Source organism: Shewanella zhuhaiensis (assembly GCF_022484835.1).
In the GTDB taxonomy this organism is placed as follows: domain Bacteria; phylum Pseudomonadota; class Gammaproteobacteria; order Enterobacterales; family Shewanellaceae; genus Shewanella; species Shewanella khirikhana.
In genome coordinates this window covers 23,280-42,159 of the sequence record NZ_JAKUDL010000009.1, presented here as the reverse complement: position 1 = coordinate 42,159, position 18,880 = coordinate 23,280, and the positions used below count along the sequence as shown (strand labels likewise).

Here is an 18,880-nt window from a genome sequence, read left to right as displayed (position 1 = left end):
ATGCGCAGCCGGATGAGTGCCAACAGGCACACGCTTTGAAAAACGGAAATACAGCGAACATCAGCGGAGCGAACACATGGATTTCAATAAACTACTTATTGCCGCCGCCCTTGGAACGGTACTGACCGCCTGCGGCGGCAGCGACAACAATGATGCGCCCACTCCCCCTACACCACCAACGCCCCCCACCACCATCAGCCTCGATGGTAAAGTCGCCGATGGCTATCTGGTGGGTGCCAAGGTGTGTCTGGATCTGAACCTGAATAAAGTCTGCGATGATGGTGAGCCCAGTGCCACCACAGGGGCGGGCGGCAGTTTCTCTATTACAGATGCCACTCAGGAGCAGCTGGATACTTACCCCCTGGTGGTGGAAGTGACCGCCGGCACAGTGGATGAAGATACCGGCGAAGCCATCACCAATGGCTATACCCTCAGCGCCCCGGCGGGCTATGAGTTTGTCAGCCCACTCACCACCATGGTGCAAGGGGAGATGGAACAGGGCAGCAGCGAAGAAGAAGCCGAAGCGGCGATTAAGGCATTGCTGGGGACCACCATCGAGCTGACTCAGGATTATGTAGCAGCCCAGAATGACGACAGTCTCAGCGACGAGCAAAAAGCCGAATATGAGCAACTGCATCAGGTGGCGCAGGTTACCGCCAGAGTGATTGCCAACAATCTGGTGCAAATCCAGGCCGCCGCCGATGCGGCGGGTATTTCGGCGGACGATCTGATTGCGCTGATTGTGGACACTGTGGTTGATGCGCTGGAGACCATAGTGGCGCAGGTGGAAGCGGCCAACGAGGCCGGGGATGATTTTGACCCCGATGCCATTGCCGGTTCTGACGAAGTAGAAAACGAGGCGTCGGTTTCCGAAGACAACCTCGAAGAGCAAGTTGAGGTACTGAACGCCGAGGCCAATGCGGCGGCGGCCAATCTGGTCGCCGAAGTAAGTGGCGACGGCATTTTCTGGTTTGATGGCGACTATGATGTTGATGGCCTGTGGCTCGAGTACGGCCATGTGAAATACGATGCCACCAACCAGAGCACCACAGAAGTGTTTTACGAGTTGGTCAACGGCGAGTTTGTGGCTCACAACAGCAACGAGTTCGACACTGACGACTTTATTCTGACCGCCAACGGCTGGCAGGCCACCACAGATGAGTTTGTGATCACCGCACTCAATGACGATGGCACCATCACCCTGGGCCACCCGGACTTTGCGCAACTTGCCGAAACCCTGAGCGCCACCGAGTACGCCCTCAGCGGTCTCAATATCAAGGTGCTGCTGGCCAAGCAAGACAATACCTGGCCCTGGCACAAGGTGATGCCAGCCGATGCCGCTTTCAGCGAAGGCGCCAAAGCCTTTGCCATTAAAGCCAAAACAACCAGCGACCAATACCGGCTTTACTATTGGGACGACTGCGGCGAAGGCGACATGGTGGGCGGATACTGCAACAGTGTCTGGTCGCGGATGGCAGGCGGCAGCGAAGGCCCGGCTACCAGCCTGAGCGCCCTTATCTCAGCCACCGCCTCAGATGGCACCCTGGCCAATCTGGTGGGCCCTTATGTGGCCTGGCACGGCGATAAGCAAATCCTTGCCGAGCTGATTGAAGGCGGCATGGTGAAGTATCACAAGGTGTATTGGGGCCAGAGCAGCACCGGCGAGGCCGAGCAATCGGTCATGCTGTATGCCACTGGCGAGTGGCGGCAGGTGACTGAGGCAGGCCAGACCCTGGTGCTGATGAAGCTGCCAGACGATGTGCGCCGCTTTGGCGAGCACGAAGACGATGGTGAGCTGCTGCTGGCTGTGTATCAGGGTGCAGTGCGCCGGGGCGAGTTTATCCCCGCAGGCAGCGGCGACGACGATGAAGTGATATTTAATCAGACGGCAAAAAACGACATTCTCACCAAGCTGGATTTGAGCCTGATGTCTGGTTCAGGCACAGAAGAGCCCCAGAGCAGCTTCCTGTGTGAAACCGGCGACTCCGAATGGGACGACAGCAGCGACAGCCCTGTCACCGCCACCCTCAAGTCGCTGACCCAGTACCGTGCACTGGTGAGTGAATGCCGCAATGGTATGGATGCCATAGCCTTCACCAGCGAGATGTTGGTGGGTTTCCAGTTCAAAGAGTATGACTCTGACGGCACCCTCGAAACCCTGATTGTGTTCAACGCCGAAGGCGGTAACTTTACCGATTATCACGAAGATCCGGTGGAGACTACTGATTTCACCTGGGGCATCAATGACATGGGTGAGATAGTCGTGGAAGTAGCCGACGGCAATGGCGGCGTGGCAATGCGCGCCTACCTCAGCGTCATCCGTAAGGACGGCGACTATTACTCCATGAAGGGCTACAGCGAAGAGGCAGAGTGGTCGCAGATGGACGGCAGTGCCGGTGAAGTATGGAGCGACAAATGGCAGCGAATGGCTCAGGCCAATTAACCCACTGAGCTCTGGCTCTGTAAGTGTTAAAGCCCGGCAGTGCCGGGCTTTTTTGTTTACCAAACCTGCGACAGCCCTGCCTTATAGGCCTGACCAATCCGGAGTTTCACACCGGATTTCAGGGTCAGTTGCTGGCTGCCGCGCCCGGCAATCTGCGCCACATTCACGGCAAAGGATTTATGGATCTGTACGAAGTGGCCATTTGGCAGCCGCCCCAGCAACTGCTTTAAAGTACTGGCCGTGAGCAGGCAGTGATCGCCAAGCCAAATCTTGACGAAGTTGCCGTAGGCCTCAAGGTAGTGAATATCGGCCAAAACCAGTTTGCGATCTTCCCTGTCGACCCGAACGAGCAGGCTGGCGTTGCCATCTTCCCTGCCGCCCGCTGGGCTTGCGATAGCGGCAGCCTTGCCCATGACATGCTCTGCGACAGGCGCATCAGGCTGCACCGCCAACGACGCCAGTGCCCGGCGGCGCACCTTTTCGAGCGCCTCAGCAAAGCGTACCGCCCCCACAGGTTTTTGCAGATAATCGGTCACGTCCAGCGCAAAGCCTTCCAGCGCATAATCGCTGTAGGCGCTGACAATCACCACCTGCGGCCGATTGGCCAGTACTTTAAGCAGCGCGATGCCACTAAGCACCGGCATCTGGATATCCAGAAACAACAGGTCGACCTCATTGTCAGCCAGAAACGCCAGCGCCTCGGCGGCGTTGAAGCAGCTTTTCAATACTTCAATGTCCGGATGCTGACTCAGATGGTGGCGCAGCACCTGATGGGCCAGCGGCTCATCGTCAATCAAGAGCGCGCGAAGAACAGGACGCAAACCTCATCTCCTCTGGTACAGGGCAATCACGGCCATCCGTGTCACTGTTTATCAGCTGCAGGCTTTCAGGATGCAAGTGTCACCTCCAGTTGGGCAAACCAATGCTGGCCCCGCTGCTCACTGACAAGCCGGTGGCGACCGGGATACAAAAGCTCAAGGCGTCTGGCCAGATTGTCGAGCCCCATGCCGCCAACCTGTTTGGTGGGCGCGACCCGCGGCAGCGAGTTTTCACAGCTGAAACAGAGGCTCTGGCCTTGCTGCCAAAAGCGCATGCGAAGCAGCCCCTGCCCCTCCCCGGGCTCAAGCCCGTGCTTAAAGGCGTTCTCCAGCAGCACCAGGTACAGCAGCGGCGCAATCAACAGGGTTTCGCAGTGCTCATCGGGCCATTGCACCTCCAGCTCGAGCCGACTGCCCTGACGGATTTGTTGCAGCGCCAGATAATCCTTGAGACAGGCCACCTCTTCAGCCAGGGTCACCTCGCTCTGCTGACCACGGTAAACGCTATATCTGAGCAACCCCGACAGCTGCAACAGCCGCTCGGGCGCTTCGTCGGCTTTCATCAGGGTAAGCGCGTACAGGCTGTTGAGGGTGTTGAACAAAAAGTGCGGATTCACCTGTTGCTGCAACAGTTGCAGTTCGGTCTGGGCTTGCTGCTGGGCAATGGCGGCGAACCTCGAGGCCTGTTGCTGGCGCTCAAAAGCCAGAATGATGGGGGTAGAAAGCAGCCATACCACAAACATAAAGCGGTAGTTGTGGGCATCGAAGGGGTTGCGGTTTCCGCCGGGCACCACCAGCTCAATCCCCTCGGGCAACTGGTTCACCGGCAGCGCAATGATCAGGCTGGCAAATAAAGGGGTCAACAGCAGCAGCGCCAGCAAAGCTGCCATAACAAAGGTAGGCACCCCAAAACGATGCAGGCATTGGCGGATAAGCAGATAGCGATTAATCCAATAAAAGCTGAATACCAGCAGGGCCATCAGCACAAACTGCCAGCCGTAACTGAAAAGTGATGGCAGATGCTCAAGCTGCCTGCCAAGGTCGAGCACCAGTTCAAAGGGCTGATTGAGCATAGGATCGTCAAGACTGTTAAACACCCCGGCCATCAGGAGTGCCCAGCTGCCAAGTCCAAGCAGCACCATGGCATCGAGGCTCAGGAGCTTGGTCGTCCGGGCGCCTTCGTCGGTATTAAGCCGGGCGCGCAAAAGCTCGGTCAGCCACCAGCCTGCCGCAGCCAGCGGCAGCCCCAAACTGGCGTCGCTCATGCCAATAGCACTCACGCAGATATCACTCTCGCAGATATCACTCATGCCAATAGCACTGGCAAAACCCAGCCCCCATAGCAAGGGATACAGCACCAGCCCTATCGCCGCCAGTAGCCAAAGCAGCAGCCGCTTGTTGCGCTGTGCCCCTGGCGCACCGGGCTGTGACTCAGGCACGCAAGGCTGCCGATAACATAGCAGCGCCAGCGCAAATTGCCCGGCAAACATGGGGCCAGACCACAACAGCAATATCAGTTGTCCGGGCCAATAGCTGCCATCGCCCGCCCCGGAAGGCTGCACCAGAGCCTGCGTATGGCCAATCAGCAAACTCACCAACAGCAGGGGCAGCAGGGCAACCCAGGGCAAGCTGCGCCTGTCTGTTGATAGCTTATCGATTTTCACCCACTGCCCCCTTCACCAATTGCCCCTTGTTCATCATTGGCCTGTCGCGGCTTAAGCTGTGCCTGTCAGTGTTGCGCCCCGGCCAGCGCTCATCAGCAAGCCAACCTCCATCAACAAGCCATCAGCCATCAGCCATCAGCCATCAGCCATCAGCCATCAGCCATCAGCATGCCAACTGCGGCGCCATTCAGGGGCACAATCATGACCAAAGGGCCGATTTCCGTGACCAAAGTCCTGCCCGCCGATTAATCAGCATTTTCACCACCTTATCACTGAATTCTGCGGCTCAGCACGATTTTCATCCACGGCAGATTACCGCTGGCAAGCTGTAAAAAATTCGGTCACATCGGAGCGTCTTATGCTGAGTCTCACCCACCTATCCAAAACCTACGCCGATGGCACCCGCGCATTGCAGCAGGTGTCGCTGGAACTGACTGCCGGGATGATTGGCCTGCTGGGAACCAATGGTGCAGGCAAGTCGACCTTGCTGCGCACCCTTGCCGGGATCCAGGCGCCGGACAGCGGCAGCATACTGTTAAACGGCGATGATGTGCTGAGCCATCCCCAACTTCTGCGACGCCAGCTTGGGTACCTGCCACAGAGTTTCGGGGTCTATCCCAATATGAGTTGCCACGCCCTGCTGCTGTACCTTGCCACCCTCAAGGGCCTCAGCAAGCTTGAAGCCCTGCAGCAAATCGAGCAGTTGCTGGCGATAACCAATCTTAAAGATGTTGCTCACCGAGCCGTGAGCCGCTTCTCCGGCGGTATGCGTCAGCGCTTTGGTATTGCCCAGGCACTGCTTGGCAGTCCGTCAGTGCTGATCCTGGATGAACCCACAGCCGGACTTGACCCCACAGAGCGCGAACAGCTCAACCGCGTACTGATAGGGCTCAGTCGCCAGCGGCTGGTGTTGCTCTCGACCCACATAGTTGAAGACATAGAAAACCTCTGCCACAGAGTAGCATTGCTGCACCGGGGAGAGCTGCTGGATTTTGGCACTGTGGCCGAGCTGATTGCCCCCATGACAAACAAGGTATGGCAATGCCCGGAATCTGCGGCTCTGGAGGGCAAGGCCCAGGTGCTTGGGCGCCACTTCAGCCACGGCGAAATCACCCTGCGGGTATTTGCCGAGCATCAGCCCCATGCCGATGCTCGCCCCTGCGAAGCCCGGCTGCAGGACAGGTACTTTTTCGAAACCCGGCTCGACGCACAGCTGGAGCAGGAGGTGCAACATGAAAACTGAAAATGCACTTTCCCTTACATCCGGGCTGGTGAATGAGTGGCGCTTTCTACGCCGCCAGCCACTGCTGTGGGTGACAGCATTTGCCACCATGGGCTTTGCTACCTTACTGAGCCAGGGGCTGGCCATCGATGAGATGGCGCCCGCCGCAGCGATGCAGCTTGCGCTGATGACACTGCAACTGCTGATCATGCCCGCCATCGTGGCCGCTATAGCGCCACTTATGCTGCTCAAAGACAGGCGCTGCAACATGGCTGAGCTGATTGCCGCTACCCCACAAAGCGGCGCCAGATTGCTTTTTATTCAAGCCGCCGGGCTGTTTGCGCTGTGCTTTTTGCTGATGCTGCTCGCCGGGCTTCCTGCGCTGGGGGTATTCGCACTGGATGCATCCCCACAGGCTGCCTCCGCTCTGACGGGCAATATCAATACGCTGCAACACCCGTGGCCACTGCTGTGGGTGTTTGCCGAATTTCACATAATGTGGCTTGCGCCCAATTTGCTGCTGTGGACAGGCCTGGCCCTGTGGCTTTGTCGGCAAGGCAGCAGCGTGACCCTGTATGTAACCCTTAGCCTTACCATGTTTGCTTACCTTTACCTTTGCAGCCTGATGGGCTCGCCGGTACTGGCTGGCAGCCAGGTGGTCAATGAAGACTTTTACCACCTGATGCTATGGCTGGACCCAATGAACTTCGTTGCGCTGACCCAGAAGCTCGGCTCCGGCTTCAATCAGAGCAACCTCAATAGCGCAGGCTTTACCACAGAACAGGCCTTTGTCCTCAACCGGCTATTGGTACTGGCAATGTCGGCCGGGCTCTGGTGGCGGGCACTGGCCGCCATGGCGAAACCATCCGATCAACAAAGAGCCCCGGGGACGCGGCCAAATACCTGCTGCAAAGAGGAAAATGCCGTTACAGATTCACTGCCGGTTACAGTGGCGCCAGCGGTTACAGTGGCGCAACCGGTTACAGCAGAGCCGCCGCAAATAACGGCCTTGGATGCCAAGCGCTCCGGGGGCGAAATACTTTCAGGCTCCGGCACAGGTCGCAGGCTGCTGGCGCTGTATCTCAATGCCCTTGGCACTGTGGTGCGCGAAAGGCTGGATCTGGCACTGCTGGGGTTGTGGCTTTTGTTTTGCGCCAATGAAGTGGCCAGTGGACTCACCTTTGCCGAGCCCTTGGCGCGCCTGATTTCACCCGGCAGTATCGATGCCCTGAATCGCATCATGTTTGATTTGGTACCTGTTGGCGGCAGCTTGCTGCTGACCCTGTTTGGCTGGCAAGTGGCCACTGGGGCAAGCCGAATTGGCTTTGGCGAGCTGATAGCCGCTACGGCCGTTAAAAGCCGGGAACTCATTGCAGCCCAGTGGCTGGCGCTGGTGACGCTGGCATTGCTGTTACCTGTACTGGCGGCCGTTGTCACCCTCATAGTTCAGCTGCTGTTTGCCAGCCCCATCAGCGGCGCGCCGTATCTGCTTACTGTCGCAGTGCGCTGGCTGTCTCTGGCGCTCTGGGGCGGCTGGGTGCTTGGCGTGTGCCATTTGCTGCGCTCGCCTCTTGCGGCCGCCGGCAGCCTGCTGCTGATGCTGGTCATTAAATACAGCCCGCTGATGGCCGGGCTTGGGCTATCCCATCCGCTGTGGAACTTCACTAATATTCCGCTGCAACCCGGTGATGACTTTTGGGGCTATGGTGCAAGCCTTGCCACTGTGCTGCCCTACAGTCTGCTGTGGCTGACGCTGACCCTGGCAATATTGGTGACGGCTGGCTTTGCCACTCATCGTGGCGGCGGCTTCAGACCGCCCGCGGCCCGATTATCCCCCGTGCTGACAGCTCAGATCATGGCCGTTGCTGTTATCACCCTGCTTGTTGGCCACAGTCAGCTTATCGCTGAAAAGCCACTGCTTAACACCCGAATGAGCGAGCAATGGCGCGCCGACTATGAGCATCAATATCTGAGTTTTGCCGATAAGCCCGCCCTGAAGCTGACCCATCTGGAGGCGCGGGTGGATTTCTTTCCCGGCTCAGGCAACGCCGTGATTGAGCTTGAATATCTGCTGGTTAACCCTCACCAGGAGCCGGTTGAAACCCTGCTGATTGGCCGCTATGGCAATTATGTGGGCGGCAACAATGAACACAGCAAAATCGAGGTAGATGACGCCAGCCTCGAACAAGGCAGCATTGAAGGTGGCCCCAACCTTGGCCAGCAGCTTTACCGCTGGCACACGCCGGTAGCGCCCAATGACAGCCGCCGGATCAGGGCCAGTCTTCACTTTCGCCAGCCCGATTGGTGGCCTGCCAATAACCGTCATTTCATCAGCAAGCAGCTCAGTTACCTGCGCGCCTATCCCTTGATCCCCATGGTGGGCTATCAATATGACTGGCAACTTACTGACCCCAAACTAAGGCAAAAACATGGCCTGCCCAAGCAAAGCCGCGCCAGACCCGATGGCTATGACTGGATAAGTATCTCCAGCACGGTAAGCAGTTGCGACAATCAAACGCCCCTGGCACAGGGTCGGCGGATTGATGACACTCAGGCAGACGGCAGGCGCACCGTCCGATATCAAACCCGGGGGCCAATACGCAATCTGCCCGCATGGATGTCGGTGGCGGCTCAACCCAGTCGCTCAGTTGCAGGCGAAGTCGAAATCAACATCTTTGCGCCATACCTGCCTGAGCAGACACTGGCCCTGCACCGCCGCGCCATGACGGATACCCTCAACTGGTTTGCCGCCAATATCAGCAGCTATCGTGGTCACGCCCTGAGTCTGGTCGCCTTCCCTGAACTGGCTATGAGCGGCTATGCACTGCCACAGATGATCTTGCTGAGTAACAAATTGGGATTTCGCGCCGAGCCTGAAGCCAATGCAGGTTTCGATCAGCGCTATCGCCGCACTGTGCATGAAACAGCCCACCAATGGTTTGGCCACGACCTTGGCAATGGCACAGGTGAGCAGAATGCCTTTTTGGTGGAATCCATAACCAAATACCTTGAGTTGGTACTGATTGAAGAGCGCTACGGGACAAAAGCCATGGAGGCGCTGGTCGCCTACGAAGCCAAGAGGTACAGGGAGGCAGAGCGCAGTGAGCTGGGAAAAGACTTGCCGCTGATCCACGCCCTCTCATCCCATCAGCAGTATTCGGCGGCAACGCTTGCCTTTGCCAGCTTGCGGTCGGCCATGGGGGATGAGCCGATTCTGGCAACCCTGCGTTCGCTGTGGCAGAACCATGGGTACCCCAAGCCACCCGCACGGGCTGAAGACTTTGTGGCCGGGCTTATCCGTCAGCAACCAGAGCACAGGGATTTGATTAGCCGACTGTTCTTAATGCCAACTGGGGTGGACGCCATTGCAGACGCCCGGGCGCAGACAACCACGGTTGGCGCGAATCAGACGACCCGTCGCGACGCTAGTCAGACGACCCGTGGCGGCGCTTTCGCACCACGGTGAGAAAGTCCAGCGCCACGCCGCTGATGGCATTAAAGCCGCGGATGCGAAACACCAGCCGCAGCAGATCTGGCCTTGGTCGCAGCTTGGGCTCAACTGAACGGGGGATAAACCAGAGGGTGACCAGGGTGCGCAGCAAGGTAGACACTAAAAACACCACGAAAATCGGGCTGGCAAGCTGCCAGCCAATCGCATCCAGTACGGCCTGGGCATGGGTCGCAATATAGCCGCCCACCATGGCGCCAACAAACACCAGGGCGGCGCTTAACGCCGATTGCACCGCGGCGTAGGTGGCAAAGTCGGAGCGAAACGGCCGAATATCGTAGAGGTAGTTGGCGGTGCTTAAGGTAAAGCCGCTCCATGCAAAGCCGGAAAAAGCCTGAATCGCCAAGATATACAAATAGTTATCTGAGAAAAGCCACAGCAAGGGCAAACTCGGGATAAGGCAGGAGGTGATAATCATCACCAGCCGGTTGCCGTAGAGGTCGCTGAAACGCCCCCAGAATCTTAAGGTAACAAACTGGGTGACGATGGACGCCACGCTGGCAACCACAAACTCCAGATAGCTGAATTGCAAATCTTCGAGCATATAGACTGCGAAAAACGGCGCCGAGATAGCCACCATCGCCTGCATCCCTGCCACAAACAGGCTGTATTGGCGGAAAGTGGCGTCCTTCCAGGCTTCGCGAAAGTGTTTCAGGGTGCGTACAAACACCCCGGGGCTGCGGGCTTCCATTGGCTCAGGGTCGTGCATCTGCCACAACAGCCAGGCCGACACCCAGCGCCCCATGGCTGCAATGGAAAACAGCAAGCTGAAACCAAGCCAGGCCATGCCCGCGCTGTCGCACAGACTCAGGATCCCGCCGCCGAGGAAGAACACGGTAAGCGATGCCCCCATGGTCAGCCGGGTGCGTGCCGCAAAGAAGGCGCCCCGTCGCCGCGGCGGCACCACAGCGCCCATCCAGGCACGCCAATGGGGTTGAATAAGATTGATAAAACCGTGGTACAGCGCCGCCAGCGCGATAAAGAGCCACACCCCGTGTTCCGGGCGAAAGGCCGCCAAAGCGCCCATGCTAAGCACCACCAGTGCCTGCAAGGCCGCGCACACGGTAATAAAGGCCTTGCGGGCAAAATGGCTGGCGAGCCAGACGGACAAAAGCTGGGAGATAGCACCAAACAATTGCGGCAAACCGCTGACCCAGGCCATCTGGCCCAAAGTCGCGCCTAAAAATATCGCAAAAGCATTGAAGAAATTGTCAGAGGTGGCCGTCATGGCCGATGAGGCAACCGCCTCTTGCTGGGAGCGTTTTAAGGTCTGTCTGAGCCAGCGGCAGCGCTCGCTGCGACGTCCACAGGCGCTGGCGGTTTGTTCATCGGGAATGGGCACAGACATGGGTTCGGCGCGGTTGCTGGGAAACTGAAGTTGCCGAAATTATGGCCAAGGGCGCCTGCAAGCGCAATTGGCCAATTAACAAAAACTTGCTGGGAAGCTATAAGACAGGCGTACTAGCGGCGCGCCGGACGCAGCCACAGCCAGATACCCACCAGAATAAAGGGCACGCTGAGGATTTGCCCCACAGTCAGCGGCAGCGACGGGATGTAACTGGCCTGCTCGGGCTTAACCAGCTCCACCAGCATACGGATAACAAACACCCCCACCAGGAAGGCGCCGAACAGGCGGCCCTGCACTGCCAGCAAACCACGGCGCAATTGCCACAGCACAAGCGCCAGCAGCAGATAACCCATGGCTTCGTACAGCTGCGCCGGGTGCCTTGGCAGCAGATCGACCCGCTGGAAAATCACCGCCCATGGGCCTTCGGTGACCTTGCCGTAGATCTCTGAGTTCATGAGATTACCCAGGCGCACACACACCGCAAATACCAGGGTGGGCAAGGCAAGATAGTCGAGCAAATACATAAGGGTAAGTTTGTTGCGCTTGGCAACCCACATCACCCCCAGAATGGCACCCAAACCGCCGCCGTGACTGGCAAGGCCGCCCTTCCAAATGTAAAGAATTTCAAGAGGATGAGCGAGATAGAAGTCCGGCTCATAGGCCAGGCAGTGCATCAGGCGCGCGCCGACAATGATGCCGATAAACACCGGGAAAAACAGCTCGTCCACCAGCCCCACATTTTGCTGTGACTCACCCAGCATCCGCTTGAGCAGGGCAGCTCCGCCCCAGATCCCACAGGCAAACAGCAGCCCGTACCAGTGCAGACTGATGCTGCCGAATTGAAACAGTATGGGGTCGATGTTCCAGGTCATAGCTGTGGCTCTCTTGTCGTTATGCGAACGTCAGGACAGGAAAACACCGCCTGCGTTAGCTACGCCCGGCGGTGCGGCCCTCTTAGAAAATACAGGCTTTGAGGCGGTCAGCCTGGCTGAGCAAACTTTGGTACAGGGTAAACTGATTCGCGGCGCGATCCAGGTTATGCCCTGCACGATGTACATGAAAATACACATCGCCATTGAGGTGATCGGTGAGGAAGCGAATGCCTATCATCAAACACATGATACGGGCACCCAGCCACAGGCTTTCGCGCTCGGCGGCTTCCAGCACATCGCCAAGCTCGGCCAGGTAGCCACGACAGATGGCGGCGAAGATCTCCGGCCGCACCTGCACACGCTCAAGCTCGGTGCTGTCTTCGGCCTCCGGGGAGGTAAAGGTACGCACCATGTCGCCAAAATCATACATCAGGTGGCCCTTCATGCAGGTGTCCAGATCGATAATGGCCATGGCGGAATCGTCACGCTTATCAAAAAGCATGTTATTGATTTTGGTGTCGTTATGGCAAACACGCAGCGGCAGCTTTGGCTCAAGTTCAGCCAGTTCTGCCAGTAAATCCTGCTGACTCAGGGCGAAATCCACCCACTGACGGCAACCATCGAGGCGGCCGGCTTTATCGTCAGTCACCGCTTTTTGCAGCGCTGCCATACGGCCAGGCAGGAAGTGAAACTTGGGGATCACATCGCCGATGCGGGTGGCGTCGAAATCACACAGGGCGCGGGCAAAATGGCCAAAGGCCTGGGCGGCCTGCTCGGCCTGAGCCTCGCTGCCAACCACATCTATGCTGCTGGAATGTTTTAGGTAGCGGATGGCACGCCAGAAACCGGCATCACCCAGGTCGATCCCCAGATCACCTTCTGCGGTGGTTTTGGGGCTCACCACTTTCAGGCCATAATCGTTACCGGCTTTTTCGCCCAGATGTTGGCTGATAAGTTCGGCGTTTTCCACCAGCGTCCAGGGGGTGGTAAACACTGTAGTGTTGAGGCGTTGCAGCACCATGCTGCCATCATCCCAACTCACCAAAAAGGTGTCGTTAATGTGCCCGTTACCCAAGGGAGAAACCTTGGCAGCATCGCCTTCCAATCCATAGTGAGGCAGAACCCGCTGCCGGATAAGTTCAATCACGCAATAACTCCATCAATCTTGTTCTGACCCGGGGGGCGTCCTCGGCATAGGTGACTCCCAGCCATTCTCCCCGGGCGGTTTCTACCCGAACCTTTTGTCCCTGCTCGATACAGGCTTGCACCACATCGGGAAGATAACATTCCTGCCGGGCAGATGGCGATGCAAAAAGGAAGGATATTAGCGCCTGTCGCAACACTTTGACAACGCTGTCATCAAATCCCCACAGGGTCATGGAAACCAGTGCCCCGGCATCGAGCGGCCTGATGTCGCCATTATGGCTGCCACAAAGCCCGCTATCTGTTTGCTTAATATCGATAAATTCTTCAACCCGCTGCAACAGTCCTTGCTGAACATCGCATATGCCGCGGTTAACGCCACCGTGCTCAGACAGGGTCGCCGACAGCGGATACGCCACCATCAGCCAGCCGCCCTGCTTAAGTCCCTGAGCCATGGTGGCAAGAGCATGATCACCATAAAAGTCATCGGCGGTGATCACCGCAAAGGAGCCATTGAGGTGCTCGCGAGCGCAATAAAGCGCATGGGCTGTGCCCCAGGGCTTTTGCCGACCTGCGAGCAGACCTGGAATGGAACCGGCATCTACCGGCAAATCGTCGGGACGCTGATGACAGAAGGCAAGGGGGAACTCAGCCGGCAAAGATCTGGCCAGGCGTGCCCCGAGCTCGGCTTCAAGTTCGGGACGGATCACCAATACGGCGCGGCTGAACCCGGCACGAATAGCACTTTGCAGCGACAACTCCAACATGGTCTCGCCATTGGGGCCAAGCTCTGCCAGCTGCTTGTCGCCGCCGAAACGACTGCCAAGTCCCGCCGCCAGGATAACCAAAGTCAGTTCTGCCATACCTGCCTGTTTACCGCTATTAACCACAAGAAGCCCGAGAGTTTACTGCATCGCCATTTGCTTGAGCCAGCACAAATGTCAGGGTGCCAAAAGACCGGCAAAACGTGGATTGCCTTCAATCAGCGCCTGACTGCCCTTCAAACTGAACCCCTGGCCGCACAGCTGCACGTTCCCCCTGAGGGCAATGTCACGCACAATCGCCTGGGTATCCAGCGGCGAGAATCTCGCTTCCCGCATGTTGCCTTTGGCGCTGACCTCCAGCGGCCGGTAGCGATTACCGTTATTAAACAGCAAGGTAGCACAGTGCCGCTCACCTTCGCCGCTGGCCAGCGACCATATCAGCCCTCGGCCAGGGGAGCCTGAATCCCAGCTCAGTATCAGCACCTCTTCATCAAGGCTTAACCCCAGTCCCGAAGGCAACTCCGTCCGCCCTGCACTGCTGTCACGGGGAGCTACGCCGTTTGCCGCCGTATCCGCACCTGGTTCATCCACACCGATGCGCATGCTGATGGCGGTTACCGCGCTGATAAGAAGCAGGGCCGCAGCGCCGGACAAGTAAAAGCGCCACCAACGTTTCAAATGGAAATATATGGCTTCCATCAACACTTCCAGCGAGCCTTCTCCATTGAAGGCATCGCTCCAGGTGCGGGGCGGCCTTGCCTGAGTGGCAGCCTGGGGAACGGCATGAGTATCGGCTTCGTCCTGGTTCAATCCCGGATGACTCTGGCGCTCATCATCCAGATAACCGCTGCGCTCGACCATCAGGGCGTCGGCGCCCTGAGTGAAATAGTCGGCCCTGTCCTTTTGGGTAAACCTGTGCCACACAGGCCCTTCCTCATCGGCAGCGGCCCGCAGGGATTGCTGATTTGGGGAGGATTGAGCGGGTTCCTGCTCCGCTGCACCTGAAAAATCCGGCTCCGCAGTAACTGAAAAGCCCGGCTTCGCTGGGCGTGAGAACTCATGCTGACTCGCGCCGTGCGGTTCAAGCCGCACAGCTGGCACTACTTCGGGCTCGTCGTAGTCGTCATTCAGTGAGGTGTGCTGACCAGGCTTTGGATATTCCGCATCGCCATGGCTGCTGCCATAAAGGTCTTCATGATGCGGAGAATCGATTGCCTGAGCGCCATTTTGCGCATCCGCCTCACAGTCGCGTCCAAAGGCGCTCTCGGGGCTATCAAAAACATGGGCATCGGGTGCAGAAGCCTGATGGGTAAAAGCCGGCTCATCGCCTCCAAGCGTTGGCTCTCGTCGCGGTGGTAAAGGTGTTTTGGCTGGCATATCCGGGTGCCAGTAACCGTCCTGATATTCCTTAACCGGTTTGGCGGGCAGCACGCTGATAAGCAACGTCAGCGCCAGCCCTATGGCAAAGCAAATCAGCCCCAGTGCGGCGTTGCCCGCCATGGCCAGCACCAGCAGCCACAAGGGAAACGGCACCAGAGCAGCCACCAGATAGCCCCGAGGCCGATGGGCATCACGGCAACGGCGCACAAGCGACAGTGCGAACAGGAGTCCCAGAGCAAGCCCTGGCCCCCACAAATAATGTCCACTGCCAAAAAGCAGGGCGATAACACCACTGCCGCCGTAGGCTATCAGCCCCAACGCACCGGTTCGTACACCCTGATCACATCCTTCAATGCTGAAAAAACTGCGTAATTGCAAAAGGCACTCCAAAAAAGTCAGCCGGCATCTCGCTGCGGCAAGGGACAAGGCCACAGCCCGCTTGGGCAGCCTATCCAATTTTCAGCGAATTGTCAGCGGCCTTCTCTGTCGCTGGCGCAGCAGGTGGCAGACAGAATATAATGCCAGGCTTAGCCCTTGTTTTTGAGACAGGCCCCGAGCCTGTCCGCACAGCCCAGTAAAAGGCCAATCGATGAGCACACGTGGAAACCTCTTTATTGTTTCGGCACCCAGCGGCGCCGGTAAGTCATCGCTGATTTCAGCTCTGCTGAAAGATAAACCCGCCGACATGCAGGTGTCTGTTTCCCACACCACCCGCCAGCCACGTCCCGGCGAAGAAAACGGTGTGCATTACCACTTTGTCAGCGTGGATGAGTTTAAAGCGCTTATCGAGCAGAATGCCTTTTTCGAGTGGGCAGAAGTATTTGGCAACTTTTATGGCACCTCGCGCCTGACTGTGGAAGAAACCCTGGAGCGGGGTATCGACGTGTTTTTGGACATCGACTGGCAAGGCGCCCTACAGGTGAAGAAACTGATGCCGGAAGCTATTGGGGTATTTATTCTGCCGCCAAGCCGTGAAGAGCTGGAGCGTCGCCTCGTTGGCCGTGGCCAGGACAGCGCCGAAGTCATTGCCTCACGTATGGCGCAGGCGGTGTCGGAAATGTCCCATTACCAAGAATATGAGTATGTTATTGTGAATGATAACTTTGATGAGGCACTGGCCGATTTGAGGGCAATCATCCGCGCCGGGCGCTTAAGCTGCGCTGGTCAAGCCCGCACCCACGGTGATATGCTTAAGGGTCTGTTGGCAGACTGACTGCCTTAGTGTACACTTTTGCGTCATTTTTTCATTGTCCCGGCGCTTTTGCCGGATAATTTGGGAGTTCCACTACATGGCTCGCGTAACTGTAGAAGACGCCGTAAAGCAGATCGGCAACCGTTTTGACATGATCCTGGTTGCGGCCCGTCGCGCCCGTCAAATCGCCGTGCAGGGTAAAGACCCCATGGTGGAAGAGCAGAACGACAAGGCCACTGTTATCGCCCTGCGTGAAATCGAAAAAGGCCTGGTAAACGCCAGCACTCTGGATGCCGACGAGCGTCAGACCGTGCGTGAGCGTGAAGCCGCCGAAATCGCCGCCGTGGCTGCCATTGCAGAAGGTCGTTCACTCTAATTTTTAGCCCGGGAGGTATGCCACTTGTATCTGTTTGAAGGTTTAAAGGAATCGGCTTCCGCTTACCTCGACAGCGGCCAAGTGGCATTACTTAAACAGGCTTATCAGGTCGCCCGCGATGCCCATGAAGGGCAAATGCGCACCAGTGGCGAGCCTTATATCACCCATCCTGTGGCAGTGGCGAAAATTCTGGCCGACATGCGTCTCGATCACGAGACCCTGATGGCTGCCCTGCTGCACGATACCATTGAAGACACCCACGTCACCAAAGAAGACCTCGCCGAACTGTTTGGCGATGCGGTTGCCGATTTGGTGGAAGGTGTCTCCAAGCTCGACAAGCTCAAATTCCGCGATAAAAAAGAGGCCCAGGCGGAAAACTTCCGCAAAATGATGATGGCCATGACTCAGGATATCCGGGTCATTCTCATCAAGCTGGCCGACCGCACCCACAATATGCGCACCCTCGGCGCCCTGCGTCCGGACAAGCGCCGCCGCATCGCCCGGGAAACCCTGGAAATTTACGCCCCCATCGCCAACCGTCTCGGTATTCATAACATCAAGACCGAGCTTGAAGATTTGGGTTTCCAGGCTTATTACCCGATGCGCTATCGGGTGCTCAGGGAAGTGGTTAAAGCCGCCCGCGGCAATCGCAAAGAGCTGATTGCCAATATCGAATCTGCCGTGGCGACCCGTCTCGAAGACACGGGGATCCCGGCCAAGGTCAAGGGCCGGGAAAAGAACCTCTACTCCATCTACAACAAGATGCGCGGCAAAGAGCTGCAATTCCAGGAAGTGATGGATATCTATGCCTTTCGCGTCATCGTCGACAACATAGATACCTGCTACCGGGTGCTGGGTGCCATGCACGGCCTGTATAAGCCGCGTCCCGGCCGCTTTAAAGACTATATCGCCATTCCCAAGGCCAACGGTTACCAGTCGCTGCACACTTCCCTGTTTGGCCCCCACGGCGTACCGGTAGAAATCCAGATCCGTACCGAAGACATGGATCAGATGGCCGACAAAGGAGTTGCCGCCCACTGGGTGTACAAGAGTGGCAGCGACAACAGTAGCAGTACTACCACTCAGGTGCGTGCCCGCAAATGGATGCAAAGCCTGCTGGAGTTGCAACAGAGTGCCAGCACATCCTTTGAATTCGTTGAAAACGTTAAGACCGAACTCTTCCCCGACGAGATTTATGTGTTCACACCGGAAGGCCGCATTCTCGAGCTGCCGGTAGGCGCCACCGCGGTGGACTTTGCCTACGAAGTGCATACCGACGTAGGCAACACCTGTGTGGGTGCGCGGGTGAATCGTCAGGCCTACCCACTGAGCCAACCGCTTATCTCAGGTCAAACCGTTGAAATTATTACGGCAAAAGGTGCTAAGCCCAACGCTGCCTGGCTCAACTTTGTGGTTACCGGTAAGGCACGCGCCAAAATCCGTCAGGTACTGAAAAACCTCAAGCAGGATGAGGCCATCACCCTGGGCAAACGCCTGCTTAATCACGCCCTCGGCGAAACCAAGCTCGACAGCATCTCGGCTGAGCAGCTGGAGCGGGTGATTGCCGATACCAAACACAAGGATTTGGATCACCTGCTGACCGATATCGGCCTTGGCAACGCCATGAGCATAGTGATAGCCCAGCGTCTGCTTGGCGATACCGTGCCTGAAAGTCGCGGTGAGTCGCATCTGATGCCTATCCGCGGCGCCGAAGGCATGCTGGTGTCCTTCGCCAAATGTTGCCACCCAATTCCCGGCGACGCGGTTATCGCCCATGTGAGCCCGGGCAAAGGTCTGGTGGTGCACATGGAAAACTGCGCCAACATCCGTGGTTATCAGGGCGAACCGGACAAGTACATTCCGGTGCAGTGGGACAAAGTCGACGGCGTCGAGTATCAGGCCAATCTGCGGGTGGAAATTGTTAACCACCAGGGGGCACTGGCCAAGATCACCTCGATTATCGCCAGCGAAGGCTCCAACATTCATAACCTCAGCACTGAGGAGCGGGATGGTCGGGTGTATCTGATTAACCTGCGGATTTCAGTGCGCGATCGTATCCATCTGGCCAACGTGATGCGGCGCATCCGGGTTCTGCCCGAGGTGCTCAGAACCTCCCGCAATCGCTGAGTTGACCGGCTTCTACTCATTCA

14 protein-coding genes are annotated in these 18,880 nt (G+C 57.5%); 7 read left to right on the top strand and 7 right to left on the bottom strand.

The window, feature by feature from the left end; genetic code table 11:
• Positions 1–76: 76 nt before the first annotated feature.
• Positions 77–2,443, top strand: a complete 2,367-nt coding sequence (locus MJ923_RS18570) for a hypothetical protein (protein WP_240592376.1) — start codon at positions 77–79, stop codon at positions 2,441–2,443.
• A gap of 56 nt (positions 2,444–2,499) precedes the next feature.
• Here MJ923_RS18570 and MJ923_RS18565 read toward each other — a convergent pair whose 3' ends face one another.
• Together MJ923_RS18565 and MJ923_RS20870 are read right to left on the bottom strand one after the other, a co-directional pair.
• Positions 2,500–3,264 carry a LytR/AlgR family response regulator transcription factor gene (locus MJ923_RS18565; protein WP_240592375.1) on the bottom strand — a complete coding sequence of 255 codons (765 nt, stop codon included), beginning with the start codon at positions 3,262–3,264 and terminating at the stop codon, positions 2,500–2,502.
• A gap of 65 nt (positions 3,265–3,329) precedes the next feature.
• On the bottom strand, positions 3,330–4,925 hold the full coding sequence (locus tag MJ923_RS20870) for a sensor histidine kinase (RefSeq protein WP_240592374.1): 1,596 nt from the start codon (positions 4,923–4,925) through the stop codon (positions 3,330–3,332).
• 26 nt (positions 4,926–4,951) lie between these two features.
• Here MJ923_RS20870 and MJ923_RS18555 point away from each other — a divergent pair, with 26 nt between their 5' ends.
• Genes MJ923_RS18555 through MJ923_RS18545 form a run of 3 tightly spaced genes read left to right on the top strand, consistent with a single transcriptional unit; the run spans position 4,952 to position 9,613 of the window.
• On the top strand, positions 4,952–5,257 hold the full coding sequence (locus MJ923_RS18555; protein WP_240592373.1) for a hypothetical protein: 306 nt from the start codon (positions 4,952–4,954) through the stop codon (positions 5,255–5,257).
• Positions 5,258–5,283: 26 nt separating this feature from the next.
• Positions 5,284–6,168 carry an ATP-binding cassette domain-containing protein gene (locus MJ923_RS18550; RefSeq protein WP_240592372.1) on the top strand — a complete coding sequence of 295 codons (885 nt, stop codon included), beginning with the start codon at positions 5,284–5,286 and terminating at the stop codon, positions 6,166–6,168.
• On the top strand, positions 6,158–9,613 hold the full coding sequence (locus MJ923_RS18545; protein ID WP_240592371.1) for a hypothetical protein: 3,456 nt from the start codon (positions 6,158–6,160) through the stop codon (positions 9,611–9,613). The genes MJ923_RS18550 and MJ923_RS18545 overlap by 11 nt, the downstream gene beginning before the upstream one ends.
• Here MJ923_RS18545 and MJ923_RS18540 read toward each other — a convergent pair.
• The 5 genes from MJ923_RS18540 to MJ923_RS18520 form a co-directional block, all read right to left on the bottom strand.
• The gene (locus MJ923_RS18540; protein ID WP_240592370.1) at positions 9,573–11,003 is read right to left on the bottom strand and encodes an MFS transporter; all 1,431 of its coding nucleotides are present in this window, start codon (positions 11,001–11,003) and stop codon (positions 9,573–9,575) included. The genes MJ923_RS18545 and MJ923_RS18540 overlap by 41 nt on opposite strands.
• A 113-nt stretch (positions 11,004–11,116) precedes the next feature.
• Complete coding sequence (gene lgt / locus MJ923_RS18535; protein WP_240592369.1) at positions 11,117–11,875, bottom strand: prolipoprotein diacylglyceryl transferase; 759 nt, start codon at positions 11,873–11,875, stop codon at positions 11,117–11,119.
• An 82-nt stretch (positions 11,876–11,957) separates the two neighbouring features.
• Positions 11,958–13,022 carry a phosphotransferase enzyme family protein gene (locus tag MJ923_RS18530; protein WP_240592368.1) on the bottom strand — a complete coding sequence of 355 codons (1,065 nt, stop codon included), beginning with the start codon at positions 13,020–13,022 and terminating at the stop codon, positions 11,958–11,960.
• A complete protein-coding gene (locus tag MJ923_RS18525) occupies positions 13,015–13,881 on the bottom strand; it encodes an NTP transferase domain-containing protein (RefSeq protein ID WP_240592367.1) in 867 nt (288 codons plus the stop codon). The genes MJ923_RS18530 and MJ923_RS18525 overlap by 8 nt, the downstream gene beginning before the upstream one ends.
• 78 nt (positions 13,882–13,959) lie before the next feature.
• Positions 13,960–15,540, bottom strand: a complete 1,581-nt coding sequence (locus tag MJ923_RS18520; RefSeq protein WP_240592366.1) for a hypothetical protein — start codon at positions 15,538–15,540, stop codon at positions 13,960–13,962.
• A gap of 211 nt (positions 15,541–15,751) precedes the next feature.
• On the opposite strand from MJ923_RS18520, the gene gmk reads away from it, so the two are divergent.
• From gmk to spoT, 3 genes are all read left to right on the top strand, one after another.
• On the top strand, positions 15,752–16,375 hold the full coding sequence (gmk, locus tag MJ923_RS18515) for a guanylate kinase (protein ID WP_126169127.1): 624 nt from the start codon (positions 15,752–15,754) through the stop codon (positions 16,373–16,375).
• Positions 16,376–16,451: 76 nt separating this feature from the next.
• Positions 16,452–16,730, top strand: a complete 279-nt coding sequence (gene rpoZ / locus MJ923_RS18510; RefSeq protein ID WP_126169126.1) for a DNA-directed RNA polymerase subunit omega — start codon at positions 16,452–16,454, stop codon at positions 16,728–16,730.
• Between the two features lie 24 nt (positions 16,731–16,754).
• On the top strand, positions 16,755–18,857 hold the full coding sequence (gene spoT / locus MJ923_RS18505) for a bifunctional GTP diphosphokinase/guanosine-3',5'-bis pyrophosphate 3'-pyrophosphohydrolase (protein ID WP_240592365.1): 2,103 nt from the start codon (positions 16,755–16,757) through the stop codon (positions 18,855–18,857).
• The last annotated feature ends 23 nt before the right edge of the window (positions 18,858–18,880 follow it).